Annotated in this window: 21 protein-coding genes; 16 read left to right on the forward strand and 5 right to left on the reverse strand. The window is 67.5% G+C overall.

Annotated elements, in window-relative coordinates:
- Positions 1 to 5 precede the first annotated feature (5 nt).
- The 9 genes from ABZ909_RS28875 (at position 6) to ileS (ending at position 10,421) form a co-directional block, all read left to right on the forward strand.
- Positions 6 to 866, forward strand: coding sequence for an FtsQ-type POTRA domain-containing protein (locus tag ABZ909_RS28875; protein ID WP_357005464.1), 861 nt, complete (start codon positions 6 to 8; stop codon positions 864 to 866).
- Between the two features lie 320 nt (positions 867 to 1,186).
- Entirely contained in the window at positions 1,187 to 2,440 is a 1,254-nt protein-coding gene (gene ftsZ, locus ABZ909_RS28880; protein ID WP_357005467.1) for a cell division protein FtsZ, read from the forward strand.
- A 138-nt stretch (positions 2,441 to 2,578) separates the two neighbouring features.
- Entirely contained in the window at positions 2,579 to 3,319 is a 741-nt protein-coding gene (gene pgeF, locus ABZ909_RS28885; protein ID WP_357005469.1) for a peptidoglycan editing factor PgeF, read from the forward strand.
- A complete protein-coding gene (locus ABZ909_RS28890) occupies positions 3,316 to 4,089 on the forward strand; it encodes a YggS family pyridoxal phosphate-dependent enzyme (protein WP_357005472.1) in 774 nt (257 codons plus the stop codon). The genes pgeF and ABZ909_RS28890 overlap by 4 nt, the downstream gene beginning before the upstream one ends.
- A 104-nt stretch (positions 4,090 to 4,193) precedes the next feature.
- The gene (sepF, locus tag ABZ909_RS28895; RefSeq protein WP_357005475.1) at positions 4,194 to 4,991 is read left to right on the forward strand and encodes a cell division protein SepF; all 798 of its coding nucleotides are present in this window, start codon (positions 4,194 to 4,196) and stop codon (positions 4,989 to 4,991) included.
- A gap of 357 nt (positions 4,992 to 5,348) precedes the next feature.
- On the forward strand, positions 5,349 to 5,651 hold the full coding sequence (locus tag ABZ909_RS28900) for a YggT family protein (RefSeq protein WP_357005478.1): 303 nt from the start codon (positions 5,349 to 5,351) through the stop codon (positions 5,649 to 5,651).
- A 72-nt stretch (positions 5,652 to 5,723) separates the two neighbouring features.
- Complete coding sequence (locus ABZ909_RS28905; RefSeq protein ID WP_357005481.1) at positions 5,724 to 6,554, forward strand: DivIVA domain-containing protein; 831 nt, start codon at positions 5,724 to 5,726, stop codon at positions 6,552 to 6,554.
- 126 nt (positions 6,555 to 6,680) lie between these two features.
- Positions 6,681 to 6,884 carry a hypothetical protein gene (locus tag ABZ909_RS28910; RefSeq protein WP_357005572.1) on the forward strand — a complete coding sequence of 68 codons (204 nt, stop codon included), beginning with the start codon at positions 6,681 to 6,683 and terminating at the stop codon, positions 6,882 to 6,884.
- 312 nt (positions 6,885 to 7,196) lie between these two features.
- On the forward strand, positions 7,197 to 10,421 hold the full coding sequence (ileS, locus tag ABZ909_RS28915) for an isoleucine--tRNA ligase (protein ID WP_357005484.1): 3,225 nt from the start codon (positions 7,197 to 7,199) through the stop codon (positions 10,419 to 10,421).
- 53 nt (positions 10,422 to 10,474) lie between these two features.
- On the opposite strand, the gene ABZ909_RS28920 is transcribed toward ileS, so the two are convergent.
- A complete protein-coding gene (locus ABZ909_RS28920; protein ID WP_357005487.1) occupies positions 10,475 to 11,053 on the reverse strand; it encodes a TetR/AcrR family transcriptional regulator in 579 nt (192 codons plus the stop codon).
- Positions 11,054 to 11,183: 130 nt separating this feature from the next.
- On the opposite strand from ABZ909_RS28920, the gene ABZ909_RS28925 reads away from it, so the two are divergent.
- Complete coding sequence (locus ABZ909_RS28925; RefSeq protein WP_357005489.1) at positions 11,184 to 11,462, forward strand: hypothetical protein; 279 nt, start codon at positions 11,184 to 11,186, stop codon at positions 11,460 to 11,462.
- A gap of 253 nt (positions 11,463 to 11,715) precedes the next feature.
- On the forward strand, positions 11,716 to 12,267 hold the full coding sequence (locus tag ABZ909_RS28930) for an NlpC/P60 family protein (protein ID WP_357005492.1): 552 nt from the start codon (positions 11,716 to 11,718) through the stop codon (positions 12,265 to 12,267).
- 6 nt (positions 12,268 to 12,273) lie between these two features.
- Here the strand turns inward: ABZ909_RS28930 and ABZ909_RS28935 are convergent, their stop codons facing one another.
- Positions 12,274 to 12,687, reverse strand: coding sequence for an organic hydroperoxide resistance protein (locus tag ABZ909_RS28935; protein ID WP_354842991.1), 414 nt, complete (start codon positions 12,685 to 12,687; stop codon positions 12,274 to 12,276).
- Positions 12,688 to 12,797: 110 nt separating this feature from the next.
- Between ABZ909_RS28935 and ABZ909_RS28940 the strand changes: the two genes are divergently transcribed.
- A complete protein-coding gene (locus tag ABZ909_RS28940) occupies positions 12,798 to 13,337 on the forward strand; it encodes a TetR/AcrR family transcriptional regulator (RefSeq protein WP_357005495.1) in 540 nt (179 codons plus the stop codon).
- A gap of 7 nt (positions 13,338 to 13,344) precedes the next feature.
- On the opposite strand, the gene ABZ909_RS28945 is transcribed toward ABZ909_RS28940, so the two are convergent.
- A complete protein-coding gene (locus ABZ909_RS28945; RefSeq protein ID WP_357005498.1) occupies positions 13,345 to 14,409 on the reverse strand; it encodes a hypothetical protein in 1,065 nt (354 codons plus the stop codon).
- Positions 14,410 to 14,465: 56 nt separating this feature from the next.
- Here ABZ909_RS28945 and ABZ909_RS28950 point away from each other — a divergent pair, with 56 nt between their 5' ends.
- Positions 14,466 to 14,912, forward strand: coding sequence for a MarR family transcriptional regulator (locus ABZ909_RS28950; protein ID WP_357005501.1), 447 nt, complete (start codon positions 14,466 to 14,468; stop codon positions 14,910 to 14,912).
- Between the two features lie 43 nt (positions 14,913 to 14,955).
- On the opposite strand, the gene ABZ909_RS28955 is transcribed toward ABZ909_RS28950, so the two are convergent.
- On the reverse strand, positions 14,956 to 15,963 hold the full coding sequence (locus ABZ909_RS28955) for an alpha/beta hydrolase family protein (RefSeq protein WP_357005504.1): 1,008 nt from the start codon (positions 15,961 to 15,963) through the stop codon (positions 14,956 to 14,958).
- Between the two features lie 223 nt (positions 15,964 to 16,186).
- Positions 16,187 to 17,065, reverse strand: a complete 879-nt coding sequence (locus ABZ909_RS28960) for a UTP--glucose-1-phosphate uridylyltransferase (protein WP_357005507.1) — start codon at positions 17,063 to 17,065, stop codon at positions 16,187 to 16,189.
- Positions 17,066 to 17,241: 176 nt separating this feature from the next.
- Between ABZ909_RS28960 and ABZ909_RS28965 the strand changes: the two genes are divergently transcribed.
- The 3 genes from ABZ909_RS28965 (at position 17,242) to ABZ909_RS28975 (ending at position 23,385) form a co-directional block, all read left to right on the forward strand.
- Complete coding sequence (locus tag ABZ909_RS28965) at positions 17,242 to 18,621, forward strand: DNA polymerase IV (RefSeq protein WP_357005574.1); 1,380 nt, start codon at positions 17,242 to 17,244, stop codon at positions 18,619 to 18,621.
- 253 nt (positions 18,622 to 18,874) lie between these two features.
- The gene (locus tag ABZ909_RS28970; protein ID WP_357005510.1) at positions 18,875 to 19,375 is read left to right on the forward strand and encodes a hypothetical protein; all 501 of its coding nucleotides are present in this window, start codon (positions 18,875 to 18,877) and stop codon (positions 19,373 to 19,375) included.
- 710 nt (positions 19,376 to 20,085) lie between these two features.
- On the forward strand, positions 20,086 to 23,385 hold the full coding sequence (locus tag ABZ909_RS28975; RefSeq protein WP_357005512.1) for an arabinosyltransferase domain-containing protein: 3,300 nt from the start codon (positions 20,086 to 20,088) through the stop codon (positions 23,383 to 23,385).
- The last annotated feature ends 100 nt before the right edge of the window (positions 23,386 to 23,485 follow it).

Consider the following 23,485-nt stretch of genomic DNA (forward strand, 5'->3'; position numbering starts at 1 on the left):
CCACCGTGAGCTCGGGTGGGGGAGCGGCGGATCGGCCGGATCCGGCCGCTGACGCTAGCTACGACGCGGACGATTACGACACCGAATCCGGTGCGGCAGCGGACAACAGCGCCGAATCCGCGGGCGAGAGCGCGGCGGCCCGGCGGGCCCGGTTGCGCCGTGGGCGGGTCCGCCGCGAATCGCGGATCGTGACGGCGTGGCAATCGCGCCGGGTGCGGTGGGGCGCCCTGGCCGGGGTCGTGGTGCTGATCGCGTTCGGACTGGTCGCCTGGTTCACGCCGTTGCTGTCGGTGCGCACGGTGCAGGTGGAAGGGCTGAGTGCCGTTCCGGAACAACAGGTTCAGGACGCGCTGCAGGTGCCGAACGGTCTGTCCATGATGCGGCTGGACACCAATGCGATGGCCGAACAGGTGTCGCAGCTGCCGAAGGTCCGTTCGGTCCGGGTGCAGCGGGTGTTCCCGTCCACGGTCCGGGTGACGGTGGTGGAGCGCACCCCCGTGCTGTACTTCGACAGTACCGACGGCGCCCATCTGCTCGATTGCGACAGCGTGGAATTCGCGATCGAGCCGCCGGGACCGGGGATACCCAAACTGGTGACCGATCATCCGGGCGGATCGGATCCGGTGACCGAGGCCGCGGTGGCCGTCATGGCCGCGATTCCGATTCCGCTGCGCGACGAGGTCGGCGTGGGAGCGGTTGTGGCCCGCTCGGTTTCGGATATTGCCCTGGAGTTGCGTGATGGCCGTACCGTGCTCTGGGGCGGAACCGGGGACTCCGCGCGCAAGGCCGCGGTGGTCGGACCCCTGCTTTCCCAGCCGGGCAAGGTATTCGATGTTTCGAGTCCGAATCTGGTCACGGTAAAGTGAGCGATACCCATTGGGCTGCCGAAATTTTCGGTGGTTTGCCGGAAGGGCACCGTCGGTTCCGATCCAGGGCCGGAGGGCAACCGTCCACGATACGATGCTCGGGTGGGTCGGACGAGTCGAATCACACAAGATTCTGATGCTCGGTTCGGCGCGCCTGCGCCCGTAACGCGGTGGCTGCGAATACCGTTCGGCACCAGTCGGATACTTGACATAACGCTGAACCTATGGTTGAGGGTTTATCGGACCGAGACCATAGTGCCGGTATTTTGCGAGTAGCCGAAGACGACAAGCTGTTTCAGATCGAAGGAAGGCGAGAGCCCATGACGCCCCCGCACAACTACCTTGCTGTGATCAAGGTCGTCGGTATCGGCGGCGGCGGCGTGAACGCCGTCAACCGGATGATCGAACAGGGACTCAAGGGAGTCGAGTTCATCGCCGTCAACACCGACGCGCAGGCGTTGTTGATGTCGGATGCGGATGTGAAGCTCGATGTCGGCCGGGAACTCACCCGCGGGCTGGGCGCCGGCGCCGATCCGGAGGTCGGCCGCAAGGCCGCCGAGGATCACAAGGACGAGATCGAGGAAGTCCTCAAGGGCGCCGACATGGTCTTCGTGACCGCCGGCGAGGGCGGCGGCACCGGTACCGGCGGCGCGCCCGTCGTGGCCTCCATCGCGCGCAAGCTCGGCGCGCTCACCATCGGTGTTGTGACGCGGCCGTTCTCGTTCGAGGGCAAGCGCCGCAGCAACCAGGCCGAGGCCGGTATCCAGGCGCTGCGCGAGTCCTGTGACACCCTCATCGTCATTCCGAACGACCGGCTGCTTCAGCTCGGCGACGCGGCCGTGAGCCTGATGGACGCCTTCCGCTCCGCGGACGAGGTGCTGCTCAACGGTGTTCAGGGCATCACCGATCTGATCACCACCCCGGGTCTGATCAATGTCGACTTCGCCGACGTCAAGTCGGTCATGTCCGGTGCGGGTTCGGCCCTCATGGGCATCGGCTCCGCCCGCGGCGAGGGCCGGTCGGTGAAGGCCGCTGAGGCAGCGATCAATTCGCCGCTGCTGGAGGCCTCCATGGACGGCGCGCACGGCGTGCTGCTTTCCATCGCGGGCGGCTCCGACCTCGGCCTGTTCGAGATCAACGAGGCCGCCTCGCTGGTGCAGGAGGCCGCGCACATCGAGGCCAACATCATCTTCGGTACGGTCATCGACGATTCCCTCGGCGATGAGGTCCGCGTCACCGTGATCGCCGCCGGCTTCGACGGCAGCGGTCCCTCCCGGCGCATCGAACCAGCGGTCAGCCGGTTCACCAATACCAGCGGCACCGCGAGCGCCAGCGCCGGAAGCGTCGGCCGCTCACACGAATACACCTCGGCCCGCACCCCCGAGCCCGCTCCCGCGCCGCGTCCCGAGCCCGCGCCGGCCCCGCAGCCGGTCGCCGAGCGTGGCCCGGCTCCGTCCTACAGCGCGCCCCGACCGGCCGTGGACCCGACGGTCGCGGGCAACAATCGCGGCCACATCCAGCCCCCGGACGCCGATGACGACGACGTCGACGTCCCCTCCTTCATGCGCCGCTGACGTTGCGCCCCTGACGGATTCACCCATCGCGCCCGCTTCGGCTTCCGGAGCGGGCGCGATGTCGTTCCGAGCGGTGATGCGGTTCCGGGGAGGTGGTGAGTTCGGGGTTGCCCGCCGGTGACTACTACCCTCGAAGGCATGACAAGAGCGGCACCGGTATTTCGGACCAGGCGGGTTGTGACGACGCGGGCGGGCGGGTTCTCGGCCGCGCCGTACGACTCGTTCAACCTGGGCGATCATGTGGGTGATGATCCGGAGGCGGTGCGGCGCAATCGGGTTCGGCTCGCGGAGAATATCGGGCTCGCGCCGGACCACCTGGTGTGGATGGAACAGATCCACGGGCGGAACGTGGAGATCGTGGACGGGCCGCGGACCGAGCCGGTGCCTGCCACCGATGCTCTGGTGACCACCCGGCGCGATCTCGCGCTGGTGGTGCTGACCGCCGACTGCGTGCCGATCCTGCTGTCCGACGACGAGGCCGGCGTCATCGCCGCCGTGCACGCGGGACGGATCGGCGCGCGGATCGGGATCGTGCCGCGGGTGCTGGAGGCCATGATGTCGGTTGGTGCGAAGCCCGAACGCATCGGCGCGTTCCTCGGACCGGCGGCCAGCGGTCGCCAGTACGAGGTGCCCGCCGCCATGCGCGCCGATGTCGAGGCGCATCTGCCGGGCAGCGCGACCACCACGGCCAAGGGCACGCCGGGCCTGGATCTGCGCGCGGGCATCCGCCGGCAGTTGGAGGCGGCCGGAGTGGGCGCGGTCGCGGTGGATCCGCGGTGCACCATCGAGGACCGGACGCTGTTCTCGCACCGCCGCGACTCGCCGACCGGCCGACTCGCCGGTGTGATTTGGATGTCATCCGAGGGAGTTTCAGAATGACCGAAAGCTTCACCGCCGCACAGGGATCCGATGCGGCACAGGTCACGTCCGACGGTGGTCGCGTCGGTGAGCTCGCCACCGCCCTGTCGGCACTCATCGAGCGAATCGACGCAGCGTGCGCTGCCGCGGGCCGGGCGCCGGGGTCGGTGCGCCTGCTACCGGTCACCAAGTTCTTCCCCGCCTCGGATATCGAGATCCTCTATGGATTGGGCCGCCGCGAGTTCGGCGAGTCACGTGAGCAGGAGGCGGCGGGAAAGGTGGCGCAGCTGCGACACCTGTCCCAGATACGCTGGGAGTTCATCGGACGGCTGCAGCGGAACAAGGTGAAATCCGTTGCACGCTGGGCCGATACCGTTTACTCGGTGGACAGCGAGCGGCTCGCGAGCGCCCTTGACGCCGGTGCGGAGGCCGCGCTGGACGACGGATCCCGCACGACCCCCTTGCGCGTGCTGCTCCAGGTGTCCCTGGACGCGGACCCGTCCCGCGGCGGCGCCCGCGACGCGGCCCTGCACGCGCTCGCCGATCAGGTCGCCGCCTCGCGATCCTTGCAGCTCGCGGGCCTGATGGCCATCCCGCCGCTGGACGTCGAACCGGATGCCGCCTTCGAGCAACTGGCCCGCATCCATGCCGCATTAACAACCGTCCACCCCGATGCGAAAGAACTATCGGCGGGCATGTCCGGCGACTTGGAGTCGGCCATCCGCCATGGATCCACCTGCGTGCGTGTCGGTACAGCCCTGATGGGCGCGCGACCGATAACCTCGGCGTAGCAAAGAAACCTCACCAGTCACATTTGAAACATATGCTTGGTGGCAGACGAGGACTGAGCAGGACAACACCCCAGGCCAACCGGGGCCGAAGGAAGGTCGACCAGATGAGCACGCTGCACAAGTTCAAGGCGTACTTCGGGATGGTTCCGCTCGAGGATTACGAAGACGATTACGTCGACGACCGCGGAGCCGCCCGGAGCGCCGATGAGCGTGGCCAGCGTCGTCCCCGGCCCTACGCCGAACGCGAGCGTGATTACGACCGATACGGCGAGGACCGCTACGACGACGAGCCCGCCTACGAGCCGTCCTACAAGGCGCCCTACAAGCCTGGGTACAGCGTGTCCCGCCGCGACGACTACGCCGACGACCTCCGCGACCGCGATCACCGCGACCGCTACGACGCCGACGACCGTTACGACGCGCCCCGTCGTCCCACCCGCATCGACACCGCCCCGTCCAGCCGCACCCGTTCCATGGGCGGCAGCGCGCCCGCGGTGCGTGGCAGCACCCGCGGCGCGCTCGCGATGGATACCGATGCGGAGCGGCGCATCGAGGAGCTGCGGGAGCAGGAGCGCCGGATCGAGGCGGCCCGCCGTCCCCAGATCTTCGAGGACGGAGGCACCTTGTCCAAGATCACCACGCTGCGCCCGCGCACCTACGCGGAGGCCGCCATCATCGGTGAGCGCTTCCGCGACGGCACCCCGGTGATCATGGATCTGGTCGAGATGAGCAACTCCGACGCCCGCCGCCTGGTGGACTTCGCTGCGGGTCTGGCTTTCGCGCTGCGTGGTTCGTTCGACAAGGTCGCCACGAAGGTGTTCCTGCTCTCACCGGCCGACGTGGATGTCTCCGCCGAGGAGCGCCGCCGGATCGCGGAAAACGGCTTCTACAACCAGAAGTGACCCCAACTCTCGGGGATTGTCAGGGTCGCGCCCTGAAACCCGTTCGGAGGCTGTGCCTCCCGGGCCCCGAGGGAAGGGCCGGCCGCCAGGGGTAGCGGTCGAGGCGCCGATCACCGGCGTGGAGCTCAAAAGTAAACCGCGGCAAGGAATTGCGTCGCGTCAACGGGGGTTGCGAAATAGTCGCGGGGGAATGGTGGGGAGTCTTGCGCCCGAGTTGTCGGGTATCCGAGTGCCACGATGTGTGGCGGTGCTGTCCGGGCGGGGTCCCGAAGCGGTCATACCGCATGAGTCGGGCTGTGACCGGGACGATCCGTGTTTCTATTTTGCCGATCATGGAATCTAGGGCACAGTGGTGCGGTGGCCCTGTTCCCGGTGTTGAACCTACTGCTGTTCCTCTTCTGGCTGCTACTGATCAGCCGAGTCATCATCGAGTTCATCCGCAGCTTCGCACGGGACTGGCGGCCGACGGGCTTCGTGGTGATCATCCTGGAGGTGATCTTCACGGTCACCGACCCTCCGGTGAAACTTCTGAGGCGTTTGATACCCCCAGTGAATCTTGGGGGAATTCGGCTCGATCTGTCCATTATGGTCCTGCTTTTCATCGTGTTCGTCTTGATGACGATCACGGGCCAGGCAGGGCAGTCGATAGCTCAGGTATGACAGAATGGGCCGAAAGAAAGCTTGCCCAGATCTACCGCTAGATCTCCATACGAAGCGTGAAGGGATCGTTCCATGCCGCTGACCCCCGCCGATGTTCATAACGTCGCGTTCAGCAAACCGCCGATCGGGAAGCGCGGCTACAACGAGGATGAAGTCGATGCCTTCCTCGACCTGGTCGAGCAGGAGCTCTCACGCCTCATCGAGGAGAACGCTGACCTTCGCCAGCGAGTTGCCGAGTTGGACGCGGAACTGGCTGACGCCAAGAAGAATCGGGGCCCCGCGGTCCAGCCCGTGAAGGCGCCCGTCGCGCCGGAGCCCATCAAGGCCGCTCCGCCGCCGCCCCCGGCCCCCATGCCGGCTCCGGTCCCGGTGGCCGCCGTCAAGCAGGACGCTCCCTCCGCGGACGCGAATCTGCAGGCCGCCAAGGTGCTTTCGCTGGCTCAGGAGATGGCCGACCGCCTCACCTCCGATGCCAAGACCGAGGCCGAGCAACTGCTGGCCAACGCCCGGGCCAACTCCGAGCGCCTGGTCAGCGACGCGCGTACGCGCTCCGAGGCGATGATCGCCGACGCCCGCCAGAAGGCCGAGGCCATGCTGTCGGACGCGCAGACCCGCTCGGATTCCCAGCTGCGCCAGGCGAAGGAGAAGGCCGACGCCCTGCAGGCCGACGCCGAGCGCAAGCACACCGAGATCATGGCCACCATCACCCAGCAGCGCAGCGTGCTGGAGAGCCGGATCGAGCAGCTCAAGACCTTCGAGCGCGAATACCGTGTGCGCCTGAAGTCCTACCTGGAATCGCAGCTGGAGGAGCTGGAGAACCGTGGTTCGGCGGTCCCGGTCGACGGCGGCGAGTTCGGCCAGGATGCGTCCGGCAACGGCGCACTTCTCAAGGGCAGCAAGTAAAGTCGTAGATACGGCCAGCGATGCCAGGTCGCGCGGGAGGAACTCCCGGGTGGCGCGGTATCGCCGCCAACCTTTCGAGTCCTCCGATAGCCACCGCTATCGAAGCCCAGCGAGGGGGTGGTGTACTTGCTCGTGGTGACGCTCGCGCTCGCAGCCGTGGGTTTCGGCCTGCTGGTGACCGCACTGACCACCGGTTCGGTGATCTGGGCATGGGGCTGCATCATCGTGTGCGTGATAGGCGCGGTGCTGCTGCTCGTCAGTGCGTTGTCGCTGCGGACCGATGACGAGGACACCTCGTCCCGGACGGGCGGAAGACATGCGAAGCACTAGCGGGGCGGGTCCGCGGAATATCCGCTGGACCCGCCCCGCTAGACTGTAGAGAGCTATACGGCGTTGATCCGGCCATCACCGGGGAGCTTTCGGAAGAACGGCGGGTGCCTGCGTTCAGCAGTGAACGACAGGGTCCGCTCACTAGAACCGAACGGGTGAGCCCGTCACAGCTCACAACGAGAGGCTCGGTCCTGCAAGGGTTTTCGTGATCCTGGGGTCGGGCAAGCGGGGTGGTACCGCGGTTACGGCGCACCGAGCGCCGGCATCGTCCCCGTGCCCACTGTGCTGGCACGAGGAGACTGAGAGGCCGCTATGGCGGACGCTGCTTTTGAAGACGACACAGCCACTTCCCGAAGCGGATATCCCCGCGTTGACCTGAGCCGGACCTCCGGTCAGGTGTCGTTCCCCCAGTTGGAGCAGCGGGTCCTGGACTACTGGGCCTCCGACGACACCTTCCGTGCCAGCATCGAGAACCGTTCCGATGCAGAGGAATTCGTCTTCTACGACGGCCCGCCCTTCGCCAATGGGTTGCCGCACTACGGTCATCTGCTGACCGGATACGTGAAGGATTTGATCCCGCGTTTCCAAACCATGCGCGGCAAGAAGGTGGAACGACGATTCGGTTGGGATACTCACGGCCTGCCCGCGGAAATCGAAGCGGAGAAGCAGCTCGGTATCACGGACAAATCACAGATCGATGCCATGGGTCTCGCGGAATTCAATGCCGCGTGCAAATCCTCGGTACTTCGCTACACGAACGAGTGGCGTAACTATGTGACACGCCAGGCCCGGTGGGTCGACTTCGACAACGACTACAAAACCCTCGACCTCGACTTCATGGAATCGGTCATGTGGGCGTTCAAGTCGCTGTACGACAAGGGCCTGATCTATCAGGGCTTCCGGGTGCTGCCCTACAGCTGGTACGAGCAGACCCCGCTGTCCAATCAGGAGGCGCGCCTCGACGACTCCTACCGGATGCGGCAGGATCCGGCGGTCACCGTCGACATGGTGCTGCGGGTCCCCGCCGAGCACCCGCTGCACGCCCTGGACGGCGCCAACGCCCTCGTCTGGACCACCACGCCGTGGACGCTGCCGTCCAACCTGGCGATCGCGGTACACCCCGACATCACCTACGCCCACGTCGAGGGCAAGGACGGCAAGCGGTATGTGCTTGCCGCCGAGCGGGTCTCGCACTACGCGCGCGAGCTGGGCGAGGAACCGACTGTGCTGTCCGAGTATTCGGGCGCGGCGCTGGAGGGCCTGCACTACCTGCCGCCCTTCGACTTCTTCCTCGGCCACCCGAACGCGCACCGGGTGCTCAACGCCGACTACGTGACCACCGACTCCGGTACCGGCGTGGTGCATCTGGCGCCCGCGTTCGGTGAGGAGGACATGGATGTGGCCTCCGCCAACGGAATCGAGGTCGTGCAGCCCCTCGACCCGGGCGGCAAGTTCACCTCCATGGTGCCGCCCTACGAGGGCCTCATGGTCTTCGACGCCAACCCGGTCATCATCAAGGACCTCAAGGCCGCCGGAAAGCTGTTGCGGCACGAGACCATCGAGCACTCCTACCCGCACAGCTGGCGCTCGGGCCAGCCGCTGATCTACATGGCGGTGCCGTCCTGGTTCGTGGCGGTCACCACCTTCCGCGACCGCATGGTGGAGCTCAACAAGCAGATCACCTGGGTTCCCGAGCACATCCGCGACGGCCAGTTCGGCAAGTGGCTGCAGAACGCGCACGACTGGAACATCAGCCGCAACCGCTACTGGGGTGCGCCCATCCCGGTGTGGATCTCGGACGATCCGGCCTACCCGCGCGTGGACGTGTACGGCTCGCTGGATCAGCTGGAGCAGGACTTCGGCGTGCGGCCGAGCGATCTGCACCGGCCCGGCATCGACGAGCTGGTGCGTCCCAATCCCGATGACCCGACCGGGAAGTCGATGATGCGGCGCACGCCCGAGGTGCTGGACTGCTGGTTCGAGTCCGGCTCCATGCCTTACGCGCAGGTGCACTACCCGTTCGAGAACAAGGAGTGGTTCGAGGGCGCCGCCACTGGGTCCATGGACGGCTCGGCCGTCGCTGGGTCCATGGACGGCTCGGCCGTCGCTGCCGCGCACAGCCCCGGCGACTTCATCGTCGAGTACAACGGCCAGACCCGCGGCTGGTTCTACAACCTGCACATCCTCTCGACTGCGCTGTTCGATCGCCCGGCCTTCAAATCGGTGGTGGCGCACGGCATCGTGCTGGGTGACGACGGCCTCAAGATGTCCAAGTCCAAGGGCAACTACCCGGACGTCAACGAGGTCTTCGACCGTGACGGCTCCGACGCCATGCGCTGGTTCCTCATGGCGTCGCCGGTGCTGCGCGGCGGCAACCTCATCGTCACCGAACGCGGCATCCGCGAGGGCGTCAGCCAGGCGCTGCGCCCGCTCTGGAACGCATGGACCTTCCTGCAGCTCTACGCCTCCAAGCCGGGTACCTGGCGCACGGACTCGCCGAACGTGCTGGACCGCTACATCCTGGCCAAGCTGGCGCAGACTCGCGACGTCATGACCAACGCCCTCGAGATCTACGACATCGCGACGGCCTGCGACGAGCTGCGCACCTTCGCCGACGCGCTCACCAATTGGTATGTGCGCCGGTCGCGTTCGCGCTTCTGGGAAGAGGACCGCGACGCCATCGACACCCTGCACACGGTGCTCGAGGTGACCACCCGGCTGGCGGCTCCGCTGCTGCCGCTGCTGACCGAGGTGATCTGGCGCGGCCTCACCGGCGAGCGCTCGGTGCACCTGGCCGACTGGCCGAGCGACACCGACCTGCCGCACGATGCCGAACTAGTGTCGGCCATGGACGAGGTCCGCACGGTCTGCTCCACCGTGCTGAGCCTGCGCAAGGCCCAGAACCTGCGCGTGCGCCTGCCGCTCTCGGAGGTCACCGTGGCCGCCGCCGACGCGGAACGCCTGCGGCCCTTCGTGGATTTGATCGCCGACGAGGTGAACGTCAAGAAGGTCGACCTCACCACCGATGTGGCCGCGCACGGCCGCTTCGAGCTCGTGGTGAACGCCCGCGCCGCGGGACCGCGCCTGGGCAAGGAGGTCCAGACGGTCATCAAGGCGGTCAAGGCGGGGGAGTGGAGCGAGGCCGCCGACGGCACCGTCTCCGCCGCCGGCATCGCCCTGCTGCCGGAGGAGTACACCCAGCGCCTGGTCGCCGCCGAACCCGAATCCACCGCCGCTCTGCCCGGCAATATCGGTCTGGTGGTGCTGAATTCGGTGGTCACCGAGGAGCTGGAGGCCGAGGGCTGGGCCCGCGACCTCATCCGCGACCTGCAGGAGACCCGTAAGTCCCTGGGCCTGGACGTCTCCGACCGCATCACGGTCGTGCTCGACGTCCCGGCCGAGCGCCTGGGCTGGGCGGAGACCCACCGCGACCTGATCGCGGGTGAAATCCTTGCCACCACACTGTCTCTCGGTGAGGTGGGTGCGGATGCCCCCGAGGTCGTCGGCGGTGTGAAGGTCTCGATCGTCAAGGCGTAGCCGAAGAGGCAAGGGGCGGAACCGAACCGGTTCCGCCCCTTGCCCCTGTCACGTCAGGATCGGGGACGCAGTCCGTCGAGGATCGGGTTCACCAGTTCCGGGGCGTCGAGGACGTCGCCGACGCCGAGCAGGAACCGCAAGTAGACCGGGCCGTAGAGCATATTGGTCATGGTGAGCACTGACAGATCGTCACGGATCTGCCCAGCGCGGATGGCGGATTCGAGCCGGAGCGCACCCTTCTGGACTCGGGGTTCGACGAAGGTCTCGCGGACCATCTGCATGAGCTTCGGGTCGTTCTGGGCCTCGGCGATGACGCCGCGGTAGACGCAGCCGACATCGCCGGCCAGCATTCGGGCGAGGCCGCCGATCTGCGCCCTCAGATCGGCGGCGATGTCACCGGTGTCGGGAAAGTCGGTGGCCGAACCGATCTGGTCATTGATGGCCTCGAGGGCGATCGCGCCCTTGGAGGGCCACCAGCGGTAGATGGTCTGCTTGCCGACGCCGGCTTTGGCGGCAATGGCCTCGATGGTGAGTTTGCCGTAGCCATTCCGCACGGCGAGTTCGAAGGTCGCGTCGAGGATCGCCTGGTGGGACTTGGCGCTGCGCAGTTCGGGATTGGGCGGCTGGGGCATGGGTCCATCGTACCGCCGAACGAGACGGAACGTCTCGTCTTGACAGGTGCCGTGGCGGGGGCTAACTTCTTCATGAGACGAGACGTACCGTCTCGCCGACAATCGGGAATACGGTCGCTAGGAGCGCGCAATGACCACTCTCACCACTACCTCCGCCACTGTCGCTGCCGCGAATGCCGCGGCGCCCGTTGCGGTTCCGTCGGTACATCGGCGCGCGCTCATCACCTGGATGGCCGTGTACCCGACCATCACCATCGCTCTGGCCCTGCTCGGCCCCGAGATGGCGAGCCTGCCGGTGTTCGTGCGGACCCTCGTCCTGACCGCGATCGTGGTGCCCACTTCGGCCTACGTCCTGATCCCGATGCTCATGAAGGCCAACCACCACCTGACCCTGTGGCTGCACCGCTGATCGCCGGCGAACGCTGCATCACTGGCCAGAGGCAAACTCAGAGCGCCTTCCCGGGATTCGAGGGACAGGCGCTCTCGGTTTTTCCGGCTCCAATCGCTTGTGCAGGTGTTTTCCGAGGTTTATGACGAGGGCTCGCGACACGCCGACTCGGTTCTCTTGTGACGCATGTGGCTTGTGCGCTAGAACGGCTATCAATTAGCTAATTGTCTTGCTCGAGATGTTGCCGCGGTATCGCCGATGGAGGGGCACGCACATGACTCGCAGACAGGTTCACCGTTTCGCATCTTTCGTCACGACGATCTCGGCCCTGGTGCTCACCGCCGCGCTCTGGGCGGGCCTGGCGCACGCGGACACCGGCTCTGCGTCGTCGGGGTCGGGATCCGGGTCCGCGTCCGGCAGCGCCAGCGGGTTGTTCTCGGGCAGTGCGAGCGGTTCCGCGCAGCTGCCGGTGGCCAGTCCGCGGGCCATGGCCGCGCTCACGCTGGCGACCACCCAGACCGGCAAGCCCTATCGCTGGGGCGGCACCGGCCCGAACGACTGGGACTGCTCGGGCCTGGTGCAGTGGGCCTTTCGCAGCGTCGGCATCGATATGCCGCGCACCACCTGGCAGCAGGCCGCCGCCGGACTCGAGGTGCCCGCCGGCGCCATGCAGGTCGGTGACGTCGTCGTCCTCAACAACGACGCCTCCCACGTAGGCATCTACGCGGGAGGCGGCAAGGTGCTGAACGCGTACGACTGGGGTGTGCCCGTCGGCCTGACTCCGCTGAGCCAGTTCGACATCTACACCATTCGCCGCTTCTACTGAATCGCCTTACTCGACAACCAGTTCCACGGGGATGTTGCCGCGGGTGGCCTTGGAGTAGGGGCAGACCTGGTGGGCGGCCTCGACCAGTTCGCGGCCCTTGTCGTTCTGCAGCTCCTCCGGCAGCTCGACGCGCAGCACGACGGAGATGCCGAAACCGGTCTCCTCGTCCTTGTTCAGGCTGACGTCGGCGGTCACCGAGGTGTCGCCCAGCTCGATGCCCTGGTTGCGGGCGACCACCTGCAGCGCGCCGGCGAAGCAGGCCGAGTAGCCCACCGCGAACAGCTGCTCCGGGTTGGTGCCGTCACCGCTGCCGCCGGCCTCCTTGGGCTGGGCCAGCTTCAGGTCGAGGTAACCGTCGGAGCTGACCGAGCGGCCCTCGCGGCCGACGGAGGTAGCGGACGAGGTGAAGAGCTTAGCCATTTCGAATCTCCCTAGACAGACTTGTCTGTTCAGACGCGACTCAGGGTAGACAGATCTGTCTGCTATCGTCAATGCCGAAGCCCGATGAGGGGAAGGAGTGCAGGTCAGCCATGAGCGAAGCCCGTGATCGCCTGCTGGACACCGCGACCCGGTTGTTCTATGCCGAGGGCATCCACACCGTCGGCATCGACCGCATCATCGCCGAGGCGGGAATCGCGAAGGCTACCTTCTACCGGCACTTCAAGACCAAGGAAGAGCTGGTCGTCGCCTACCTGGTGCGCGAATACGCCCGCCAGCGCGAGGTATTGGAGGCCATCCCCGGCACCGGCACCGTCTCCATCGTCGGCATCTTCGAGCGGCTGGGCGAGCTCAGCTGCGGACCGGGCTTCCGGGGCTGCCCGTTTCTCAATGCGGCCGTGGAGTTCCCGAATCCGGAGCACGCCGTGCGCAAGGTCGTCGACGACTATCGCGGCTGGTTCCGGGATCTGATGGCCGACCGGCTGCGCGCCGCGGGGCACACCGACATCGACGATGCGGCCCGGGCGCTGCTGCTGACCCGCGACGGCGTGGCCGTCAGCGGGGGTGTGGGAGACAACGAGACGGTCCGGGTGGGCATCCGGACCGCCTTGTCGCAGTTGGGTATTCGGTAGACCGGCCTCAGACGCCGACCGCCTCCTCCATCTCCTCCCGGGCCGCCATCGCGGACTCGGCGGACGGGGCATTCTCGACGGGCTCGGCGGCGTGGCGTGGTGCCGATTGTGCTGCGGCCTGCCGCTTTTCGGCCAGGCCCGCTACGGTCATGAGCAGCACGCCCGCCGCGAACCAGAGCGCCAGGCTCGACATCCGGCCGCCGAGTCCGGCGCTGTCGAAGTAGAGCAGGCTGCGTGCGCCCTCGACGAAGCCCGCGCCGTTCCAGAAGTGGTGCAGGGTGCCGAAGAAGTCGTTCTGCAGCCACGGGCTGTAGACGCCGCCGGAGCTGGTGAAGTTCAGCATGACGAACAGCACCATCAACGCCAGCGTGGTCCAGCGCTCGAGGAAGGTGTGCAGGCCGATGCCGATGGTCAGGATGCCCGCGGAGTACAGCCACGACATGCCCCAGATCGCGCCCAGGTCGTGGTCGACCACGTGGAAGACCGGGCCCGCGAGGGCCAGGCCGATCAGGCTCACCAGCAGCGAGGTGACCAGGCCGATCGCGCCGCGCAGCCACATGGGCAGCCCCGCGCCCGCCGCGCCGATGGCGGCGACGCTGCCGTAGGAGCCGATGCTCAGCGCGACCAGCAGGAAGAAGATGCCCTGTGCGGTGGGGTCGCCGGAGCTGGGGGTGGTGACGTCGGTGACGGTCAGTGGTGCGTTCTGCAGCCCGGCGACCTGGCCGAAGACGGCCTCGGCGGCCATGGCGGTGGTGTCGGATCCGGCCTTGGCGACCAGCAGTTCGGGCTGCCGGGCGTCGGGGACGTACGCGCCGGCCAGGTCGCGGTGGCGCAGCTGGCTCACCGCGTCGTCGCGGGTGGGCACGGTGATCACGTCGAGGGCATGGCCGCCCTTGTCCTTCAGGGTCTGCGCGAGCACCTTGACCTGCGGGCTGTCGCCGACGATGGCCACCGCGAGGTGGTTGGGCTCGGGCTGGTGGAACGCGCCCAGGTACGCCAGCCCCATGCCGAGGCACATGAGCAGCGGGGTGAGCAGGTGCACGGCGACATGCCGGATCCGATGTGAGGCCATGGGTTCTTCTCCAATAGTTGGTAAATACAACCAAGCTTGGGTTGTAGTCTACAACTATGAAGAGTGCTGACGCATTCCCCGGCCGATCCGATGCGATCGAGGTCATACAGCGTGAGCTCACCGCCTTCGCCCGGCGCGCCCGCGGGCGCGCGGCCGAACTGCATCCGGAGCTGTCGCTGGTGGCGTCCAGCATTCTCGACCTGGTGATCGAACGGAACGGGTGCCTGGCCGCGGATCTGGCCGGGCACTTCCACCTCGACAAGTCCACGGTCAGCCGCCAGGTGGCCGCACTGGAACGCGACGGCTACCTGGCCCGCGAGGTCGACCCGGCCAACCGCCGCAACCTGGTGCTGCACGCCACCGCCGAGGGCAAACGGGTGGCCCGCGCCGCCGCACGCAGCCGCAGCGCCGCGTTCACCGAACGGTTCGCCGACTGGGACGACGCGGATGTCGAGCGGCTCGCGTCCTATCTCGTGCGCTACAACGCCGCCGACCTGGGCTAGCGGCTTCGTCGGAAAGGCACCGAGGGCCGGAACCGGCCGCGGCTCAATCCGTTTCGGGCAGCTCCAGGCCCTTGGCCAGCACCGGCCACGAGGCGCGCAGCGCGTCCTGCCAGTAGCCCCACGAGTGCGTGCCCGGCTTGGCGATGTCGAAGGTCGCGGGAATGTCCAACTGGTGCAGGCGGGTCTTGAGATTGCGGGCGCACCAGTCGCTGGCCGCCTCCAGAATGCCGCCGACCAGGATCTGTTGCGGCAGACCGCCGTCCGCCGGACCGAGGCTCCGCACATCGGCCACATTGTCGTGGCGGCCGGGCAGGCCGGAACCGTTGGAGACATAGATCCCCAGGCCGCGCAGCGCCTCGGCGTGCACATAGGGGTCGTTTTCGGCCCACTCCGGATCGTCCATGGGCCCGTACATGTTCACCGGATTGCCGCCGCCGATGGAGACCACCAGGTCGGTGAACTTCTGGCCGACCGGATCACTGATCTGGGCGCACCCGCTGTAGGCGGCGACGGCCCGGTACAGGCCAGGCGCGGCGATCGGAAGCTGCAGCACCGACGTGCCCGACATGGACATGCCCGCGATGGCGTGAATCCCATTGGTGGCCAGGGCCGCGTCGACCAGCGGGGGTAGCTCCTCGGTGAGGAAGGTCTTCCACATGGGCTGGCCCAGCCGGGGATCGGGGCTGCGCCAGTCGGTGTAGTAGGTGAATGCGCCGCCGATCGGCATCACCACGTTCACGTTCTTGTCCATGAAGAACTGGGTGGAATCGGTATTGCGCTTCCAGGTCGCCGTGTCCTGGCCGCCGCCCGCGCCATTGAGCAGATACAGCACCGGGCGCGGCTCGGAGGTGTCGGCGGGACGTTGTACCTCCACCGTGATATCGGAGTTCATGGCCGCCGAGTGCACATGCAGCGTCAGGTTCCGGGAGTCGTGCACCTCGAAGGCGGTGATGGCGGAGCCGTCATCGGATACCGCGGTACCCGCGAGGCTCGCCGTGCTGGTTATCGGGTCGGGTGGCGCGCCGAAGGCCGGACCAGCGGGTACGACCATGGTGAACGTAGTGACAAGAGAACAACTTGCCGCCGCGAGCAGTGCCGCCCGGGTGCCCAATCCGCCTAGCAAAACCGACCTTCGATCCAGAGGGGTATCCCGACCCACCGGCATGATCGCCGAAACCTGCCCCCATGTTTCGGGTTTCGACAAATTTGGTCTGGCGTGGTTGGGTGCACGGCACCTGTGCGCCGAACCTGGCGGCCTGTGGTGCGGCGGCGGCCTACTCGGCGACGAGCTGGCGCAACAGCGGACCGTACTCCGGATGTGCCAGCGCCGAGGCGAATTGCGCGGTCAGATAGTCGGCCGGGTTGCCGGTGTCGTACCAGCGCCCGCGAATCACCTGGCCGTACACCGGATTCTCCGCGGCGAAGACATTGATGGCATCGGTCAGGTACACCTCGCCGGTGCGGTGGGTGTACCAGTGGTCGACCTGCTTGCGCAGTTCGGCGATGATGCCCGGGGTGACCACGTAGCCGCCGATGGCGGCGAAGGAGGACGGGGCGTCGTCCGGCTTGGGCTTCTCCTTCAGGCCGCTGATCCGCATCAGACCCTCTCCGGCCGTCTCCTCGACCACCGGGACGCCGTAGCGCTGCGACTCGGACGGATCCATCGGCATGAGCGCCAGCACCGGCGCGTTGGTCTTCTCGTAAGCATCGATGAGCTGTTGGGCGCGCGGCACCTCGGCGACGAAGACGTCATCGGGCCACAGCACCAGCATGGGCTCGTTGCCCAGGTGACGGGCCGCGTTCAGTACCGGGGTGCCGTTGCCGTAGGGGCCGTGCTGGTCCAGGTAGGTGATGTGGCCTTGCCGGCTCAGCTCACCGACCTCCTCGACCGCGTCGGCGAAGGCGGTCTTGCCATCGGCGCGCAGCTGGGCGACCAGGGCGGGGTTGGGGCGGAAGTGGTCCTGGATCAACGATTTTCCGGCGCTGACCACGATGGTGATGTCGGTGATGCCGGAGGCCACGAGCTCGCGGACAGTGTGTTCGATGACGGGCTTGTCGCCCACCGCGAGCATTTCCTTCGGGATCGCCTTGGTCAGCGGCAGCAGGCGCGAGCCGATACCCGCTGCGGGAATCACGGCCTTGCGAATCGTCATGGACGAATCATCACACATCCGGCAGGTCGTGCCTGTCGGTAGTCGCTTGTAGATTTCCCGGTGTGAATACGTCTGCCGACCCCGCGAACCGGGACATCGTGCCTGGTGGAGTCGGTTGTGCAGGGCCGGAGGGCAGGCGCGGCGGGCCGGCTTGGGCGGGGGCGGACACACAGCAAATCGACAGCGGATCCCGAGGTACGGGACAGCGGCGGTGGGTGCTGCATATAGATATGGACGCGTTCTTCGCCTCGGTCGAGCAACTGACCCGTCCGACCCTGCGCGGGCGGCCGGTGCTGGTGGGTGGCATGGGCGGGCGCGGCGTGGTGGCGGGGGCCAGCTACGAGGCGCGGGTGTTCGGGGCGCGCTCGGCCATGCCCATGCATCAGGCGCGGCGGCTGGTCGGCGGGTCGGCGGTGGTGATCCCGCCGCGCGGGGCGGTGTACGGCGAACTCAGCGGGCAGGTCTTCGACACCTTGCGGACCCGGATCCCGGTGCTGGAGACGCTGTCGTTCGACGAGGCGTTCGGGGAACCGGCGGAACTGGCCGGAGCCACTCCGGCGCGGGTGCTCGAATTCTGTGAGGAGCTGCGGGCGGCGGTGCGGGAGCGCACCGGGCTGGTGGCCTCGGTCGGGGCGGGCAGCGGCAAGCAGCTCGCCAAGATCGCCTCTGGGCTGGCCAAACCCGATGGGGTGCGGGTGATTCCGGCGGCCGAGCAGGACGGGTTCCTGTCGGCGCTGCCGGTGCGCAAACTGTGGGGGATCGGGCCGGTGGCCGAAAGCCGGCTGCGCTCACTGGGAATCGAGACCGTGGGGGCGCTGGCGGCGCTGCCGGAATCGGAGGTGTCCTCGATTCTCGGGGGCAGCATCGGGGCGGCGCTGCACCGGCTGGCCCGCGGCATCGACGACCGCCCGGTGGCCGAGCGCGCGGAGGCCAAGCAGATCAGCGCGGAAACCACCTATGAGACCGACATTCTCACCCTCGCCCAGCTGCGTCCGGCCATCGACGCCATGGCCGCCTCCGCCCATCGGCGGCTCACCACCGACGGCCGCGCGGCCCGCACCGTAGTGCTCAAGCTCAAGAAGACCGATATGAGCATCGTGACCCGCTCCTCCACGCTGCCTTACGCCACCGAGGATCTCGCCACCCTCACCGCCGCGGCTCAGCGGTCCGCCCTGGACCCGGCCGAGATCGGGCCGATTCGCCTGGTGGGAGTGGGTTTCGCCGGACTCTCGGAGATTCGTCAGGAATCACTGTTCCCCGAGTTGGATCAGACGGTCGACCCCGATGGCGCGGTCTCCGAGGAACCCACCTTCGCGGTGCCCGACGGCCCGGATCCGGTGGTGCCGCCCGCGACCCGCTCCTTCGCCATCGGAACCTGGTATCCGGGACTCGATGTCGAACACCCCGAATTCGGGCACGGCTGGGTGCAGGGCGCAGGCCACGGGGTCGTGACCGTCAGGTTCGAAACCCGTTCCACGGGACCGGGTCCCGCCCGCACGTTCTCCGCCGAAGACCCCGCCCTCACCCGCGCCGACCCACTGGGCAGCCTGCGTTGAGCCGGTTCCGGCGCCTGCCGGGGATCCGGGAGCTGGGCCCCGTCTTCCTTACCTTTCGGGGTATCGGGGTTTGTCCCGCTATTAAGCCCGAATGCGTGAATTATGAGGATTCAGCCTGAAAATGCCGCGCCATCCGTCGCGGACGCGGCTTCTGAGACGCCGCGTTGGTAGTGTCGCGTGTCGTGCAGCGCCGCCGGTCGGGTGTAGCTGGCACGTTGTCGAACGGACCTACTCGAACGCAAAGGACGAGCAGTTGAAGCTTCAGAAGACTGGACGCATCGCCGTCGCCGCACTGGCTGTCGTGACCGTACTCGGGCTGTCGGCGTGTGGGAGCGGTGACAAGAAGGAGAGCAAGCCCGCCAAGGTCACCACCTCCAAGACCACCGCGGCTCAGACGAGCTACCCGCCGGCCCCGACCGCGGCGGACCTGAACACCGCACTGCAGAAGGCGCTGGACCCGAGCATCCCCGACTCGGAGAAGCTCGACATGCTGCAGGGCGTCACGGCCGACCCGAGCCTGCCCAACCGGCTGGCGGAGGCCTACAAGCAGAACAACGCCACCATCACCGTCACCAACGTGACCGACCTCGGCAACGGCACCATCACCGCCGACGCCCAGATCGCGATCAACGGCGGCGCGCCGCAGCAGGCCGTCGTGCCCTTCGTGGCCGAGGACGGCAAGTGGAAGGTCCAGAAGGAATGGATCTGCAACGCACTCTCTCTGGCCAACCAGACCTCCCCGGCCTGCAGCTAGTCCCGTCTGACCGGTCCGGCATCGAACGGCGGATGCCGGACCGGGTTTCGCCTGTGCCACACGGAGTTTCGTCAAGAAGACTGCGAAACCTGTCAGGGCGGGGTTAATTCGGGGTCGCTGGCCTGTTGCGCGCCCGTACCCGTTGCCATCGTTGATCTTCCGTCCATCGGCGAAAGGGCAACAGTGGCAGCGAAAGTCGGCGTTACCCCCGGTCGATTGCGCAGTGCCGCAGGGCAGATGCACGACCTCGAGAACCGTGTCAGAGGCATCCTCGACACCCTGGAACACGCGCTGGCCGCCAGAGGCGCAATCTCTGTGACGGAATCCGCGATATGGGGACGACAGTGGGTTCGTACGCCGACGGGCAGAACGAGGCGGCGGACCACCTCGAGCAGATGGATCATGCCAGTGCTCGCCACTACCGGTAGACCGGCCGCCGTTGTCCATCGGGATTCCGGGCGAACTGCAGTGGCTGGGCTGGGTCGCGGGTTCGGCCTGGCCGCAGGGTCAACTGGGTAGGCGGCCGTGCTGGGCCTGACGTGGGGGCGGTAGCGCGGTCTCGATCGGGCCTGGGGATGTGAGGTGTCGCACAGTGAATGGCGCGGGAGCATGGATATTTGACCGGGTGGGGTGGTGTCCCGGGGGTTTGCGGGGTCGATCGTGGAGAGGGGGGAGCGGGGGGAGATGACTTCCGCTTAGGATCGGCGGTCGTGACCGACGTGTTGGAGAAGGCGGGGCAGGATGCCGCCGGGAGTGCTGGTGCTGAACCCGAGAGAAGGATTCGAGGGGGCTGGGCGCGGCCGACCGCTCTGATCGCCGGTGTGATCGCGGTGCTGGCGGCGGTGGCGGTGCCCTTGCTGCCGGTCCGGGTGGACCACACGACATTGACTTGGCCGCAGGGGAATTCGGCGCAGAGCATCGAGGCTCCGCTGGTGACCTACGCGCCGTTGAACTTCGACGCCACCATTCCCTGTTCGGCTGTGACGCAGCTGGGTTCGAAGGGCGGCACGCTCGCCGCCACCGCGCCCAATGGTGCGCCGGATCTCGAGAAGTACGGCTTCGTGGCCCGGGTCACGGCGGCATCCACCACCGATGGTGTGACCACGCCAGGCAAGCTGGAAGCGGTCCTGCATCACAAGACGCTGGTGAGCGTGCCCGTCGATGAGCTCGGCGCGGGTTGCGCGCTCACCGTGCACTCGGATTTCACCTCCTCCACCGCGACCCTGAGCGGATCAACGGTCGCCCCGGTCACCCTGAACGGTGACTACCGGCCGCAGCTGGTCGGCATCTTCAGCGACCTGACCGTCTCCGACGGCGCCAAGGTCACCGCGCAGGTGGACAGCCGCTTCACCTCGACGCCGAGCACGATCAAGCGGATCGCCATCTGGACCGCCATCCTCGGCACCCTCGTCGCCCTGTTCGCGCTGTTCCGCCTGGACCGCCTCGACGGCCGTCGCGCGCGCCGCTTCCTGCCGCAGCACTGGTGGAGCTTCAAGCCCGTCGACGCCGTGGTGCTGGGCACGCTGATCCTCTGGCATTTCATCGGTGCGACCACCTCCGACGACGGCTACCAGTACGGCATGGGCCGGGCCTCGCTCCACGCCGGGTACATGGCCAACTACTTCGGCTACTTCGGTGTCCCCGAAACCCCGGTCGGCACTCCGTATTACGACCTCATCGGCCATATGGCGCAGGTCAGCCCGGCCAGCGTGTGGATGCGCATGCCCGCCCTGCTGGCCGGCATCGTGATCTGGCTGGTGCTCAGCCGCGAGGTGATTCCCCGCCTGGGCGCGCGGATCCGCCGCGATCGCGTCGCCGTGTGGACCGGCGGCCTGGGTTTCCTGGCCGTCTGGCTGCCGTACAACAACGGTCTGCGCCCGGAACCGCTGGTGGCGCTGGGTGTCCTACTCACCTGGGTCTCGGTGGAGCGTGCCATCGCGACGGGCCGGCTGCTGCCCTACGGCGTGGCCATCATGATCGGCGCGTTCACCTGCACCGTCGGTCCGTCCGGCATCATCTGTTTCGCGCCACTGCTGGCCGGTATCCGGCCGGCCTGGCGGATCCTCAACCGGCGCGCGACCGTCCTGGGCAAGCCGACCGCCCCCGGCGCGAACGCCTTCACCATCCTGAGGGCCCGTTTCGGCGCCTACCTGACCCTCGCCGCTCCGCTGGCGGCTGCCGGTGCGGTGGTGCTGGCGATCATGTTCTGCGATCAGCCGCTGTCGTCGATGTTCGAGATGAGCCGGGTGCACACCGCGGTCGGCCCGGATGTGCACTGGGATGGCGAATACATTCGCTACCAGTACCTTTTCATGCCCACCATCGATGGTTCGCTGGCGCGGCGCTTCGGCATGTTCGCATTCTGGATCGGCCTGCTGGTGTGCGCGTTCGTGTTGCTGCGCAAGGGCGGCCGGATTCCGTTCACCGCGCCGGGCCCGGTGCGCCGGGTGCTCGGCACCGGTGTGGGCGTCATCGCGCTGATGATGTTCACCCCCACCAAGTGGACCCACCACAACGGCATCTACGCCGGATTGGCCGGAGTCATCGCGGTTTTGACCGCGGTGGCGGTCGGCCCGCGGGTGATGCGCTCCCCGCGTAACCGCGCGCTGTTCGCGGCGGTGATCGCGTTCGCGCTCGCGGTCGCGTTCTCCAGCATCAACGGCTGGTGGTACGTCTCGAATTGGAATGTGCCCTGGCGCGACAAGTCGGTGGTGCTGGCCGGGATCGAGGTCGACAAGATCTTCCTGGCGCTCACGGTGGCGCTGCTCGCCCTGGCCGGCTGGTTCCATGTGCGCGCGCCGGAACAGCCCGGCCCGCACCGGATCTCGAAGCTGGGCTGGCGCTTCATCGCGATTCCGCCGCTGACCGTGGCGGCCGCGTTCATGGTGCTGTTCGAGGTGGGCTCGCTGGCCAAGGGCGCGGTCGCGCAGTACCCGGCGTACTCGCTGGCGCGCTCGAATGTGGATGCGGTGCTGGGCAAGCCGTGCGGCATGGCCCGCGACGTGCTGGTCGAGACGGATCCGAACCAGGGCATGCTGAAGCCGCTCAACGGCGATGTGCTCGGCACCTTCACCGCGGACGCGGTCGGCTTCTCGCCCAAGGGGGTGTCCACCGACCTGCGCCCCGACGACGATGTCGACACCGGCGGTAGCGTCGCCAGCGCGGTCAGCAACCGCAGCAACGGCACGGTCGACGGAACAACTACCGCGCCACTGCCTTTCGGCCTGAATGCGAACACCCCGGTGTTGGGCAGCTTCGGCAGCACCGATGCGGTCTCGACCCTGACGACGGGGTGGTACGCGCTGCCCGGTCAGCAGGACCGGTCCGGCATCATCGCCGTCACCGCGGCCGGACGCATCCGTTCGGCCGACAAGGACGGGGTCGCGACCCCCGGCCAGCAGGTCGAGATCGAGTACGGGGTGCCGGGCGCCGACGGTGTGGTCGAACCCCAGGGCCGGATCACGCCCATCGACATCGGCCCCGCGCCGACCTGGCGCAATCTGCGGGTGCCGCTGAGCGATATTCCGGCGCAGGCCACCGCGATTCGCGTGATCGCCGAGGACCGTGACAGCGATCCCAAGCAGTGGGTGGCGCTCACCCCGCCGCGTATCCCGCAGACGGTGACGCTGGAGGACTACGTCGGCCGGGACAAGCCGGTGCTGCTGGATTGGGAAGTGGGGCTTCAGTTCCCGTGCCAACGGCCGTTCGATCACCTCGACGGTATCGCCGAGGTGCCCGACTACCGCATCATGCCCGACCGCGGTGGCGCGGCCATGACCACGCTGTGGCAGAGCCATGACGGCGGCGGCGCCCTGGGCTGGAGTGCGATGCTGTTGCGCCCGGTCACCCTGGCGACCTACCTCGACCACGACCCGCGCATGGATTGGGGTGAGCTGCAGCGGCTCGAACGGATCGACGGTTCCGCACAGACCGCCAAGCCCGTGGTGACCACCGACCCGCACAACGGTCTCTGGAATCCCGGCCCGATCAACGTGACCGGTTGGCAGTAGTCATCGCGACCGGGCGGCCGTAGCCGCCCGGCCCGCGACCGCGATCCGCACCCGTTTCCTCGTCGAAACGGGTGCGGAGGCGTTTTCAGACCGTGCTACC

It is taken from the genome of Nocardia sp. NPDC046763, from assembly GCF_040645495.1.
GTDB lineage: Bacteria > Actinomycetota > Actinomycetes > Mycobacteriales > Mycobacteriaceae > Nocardia.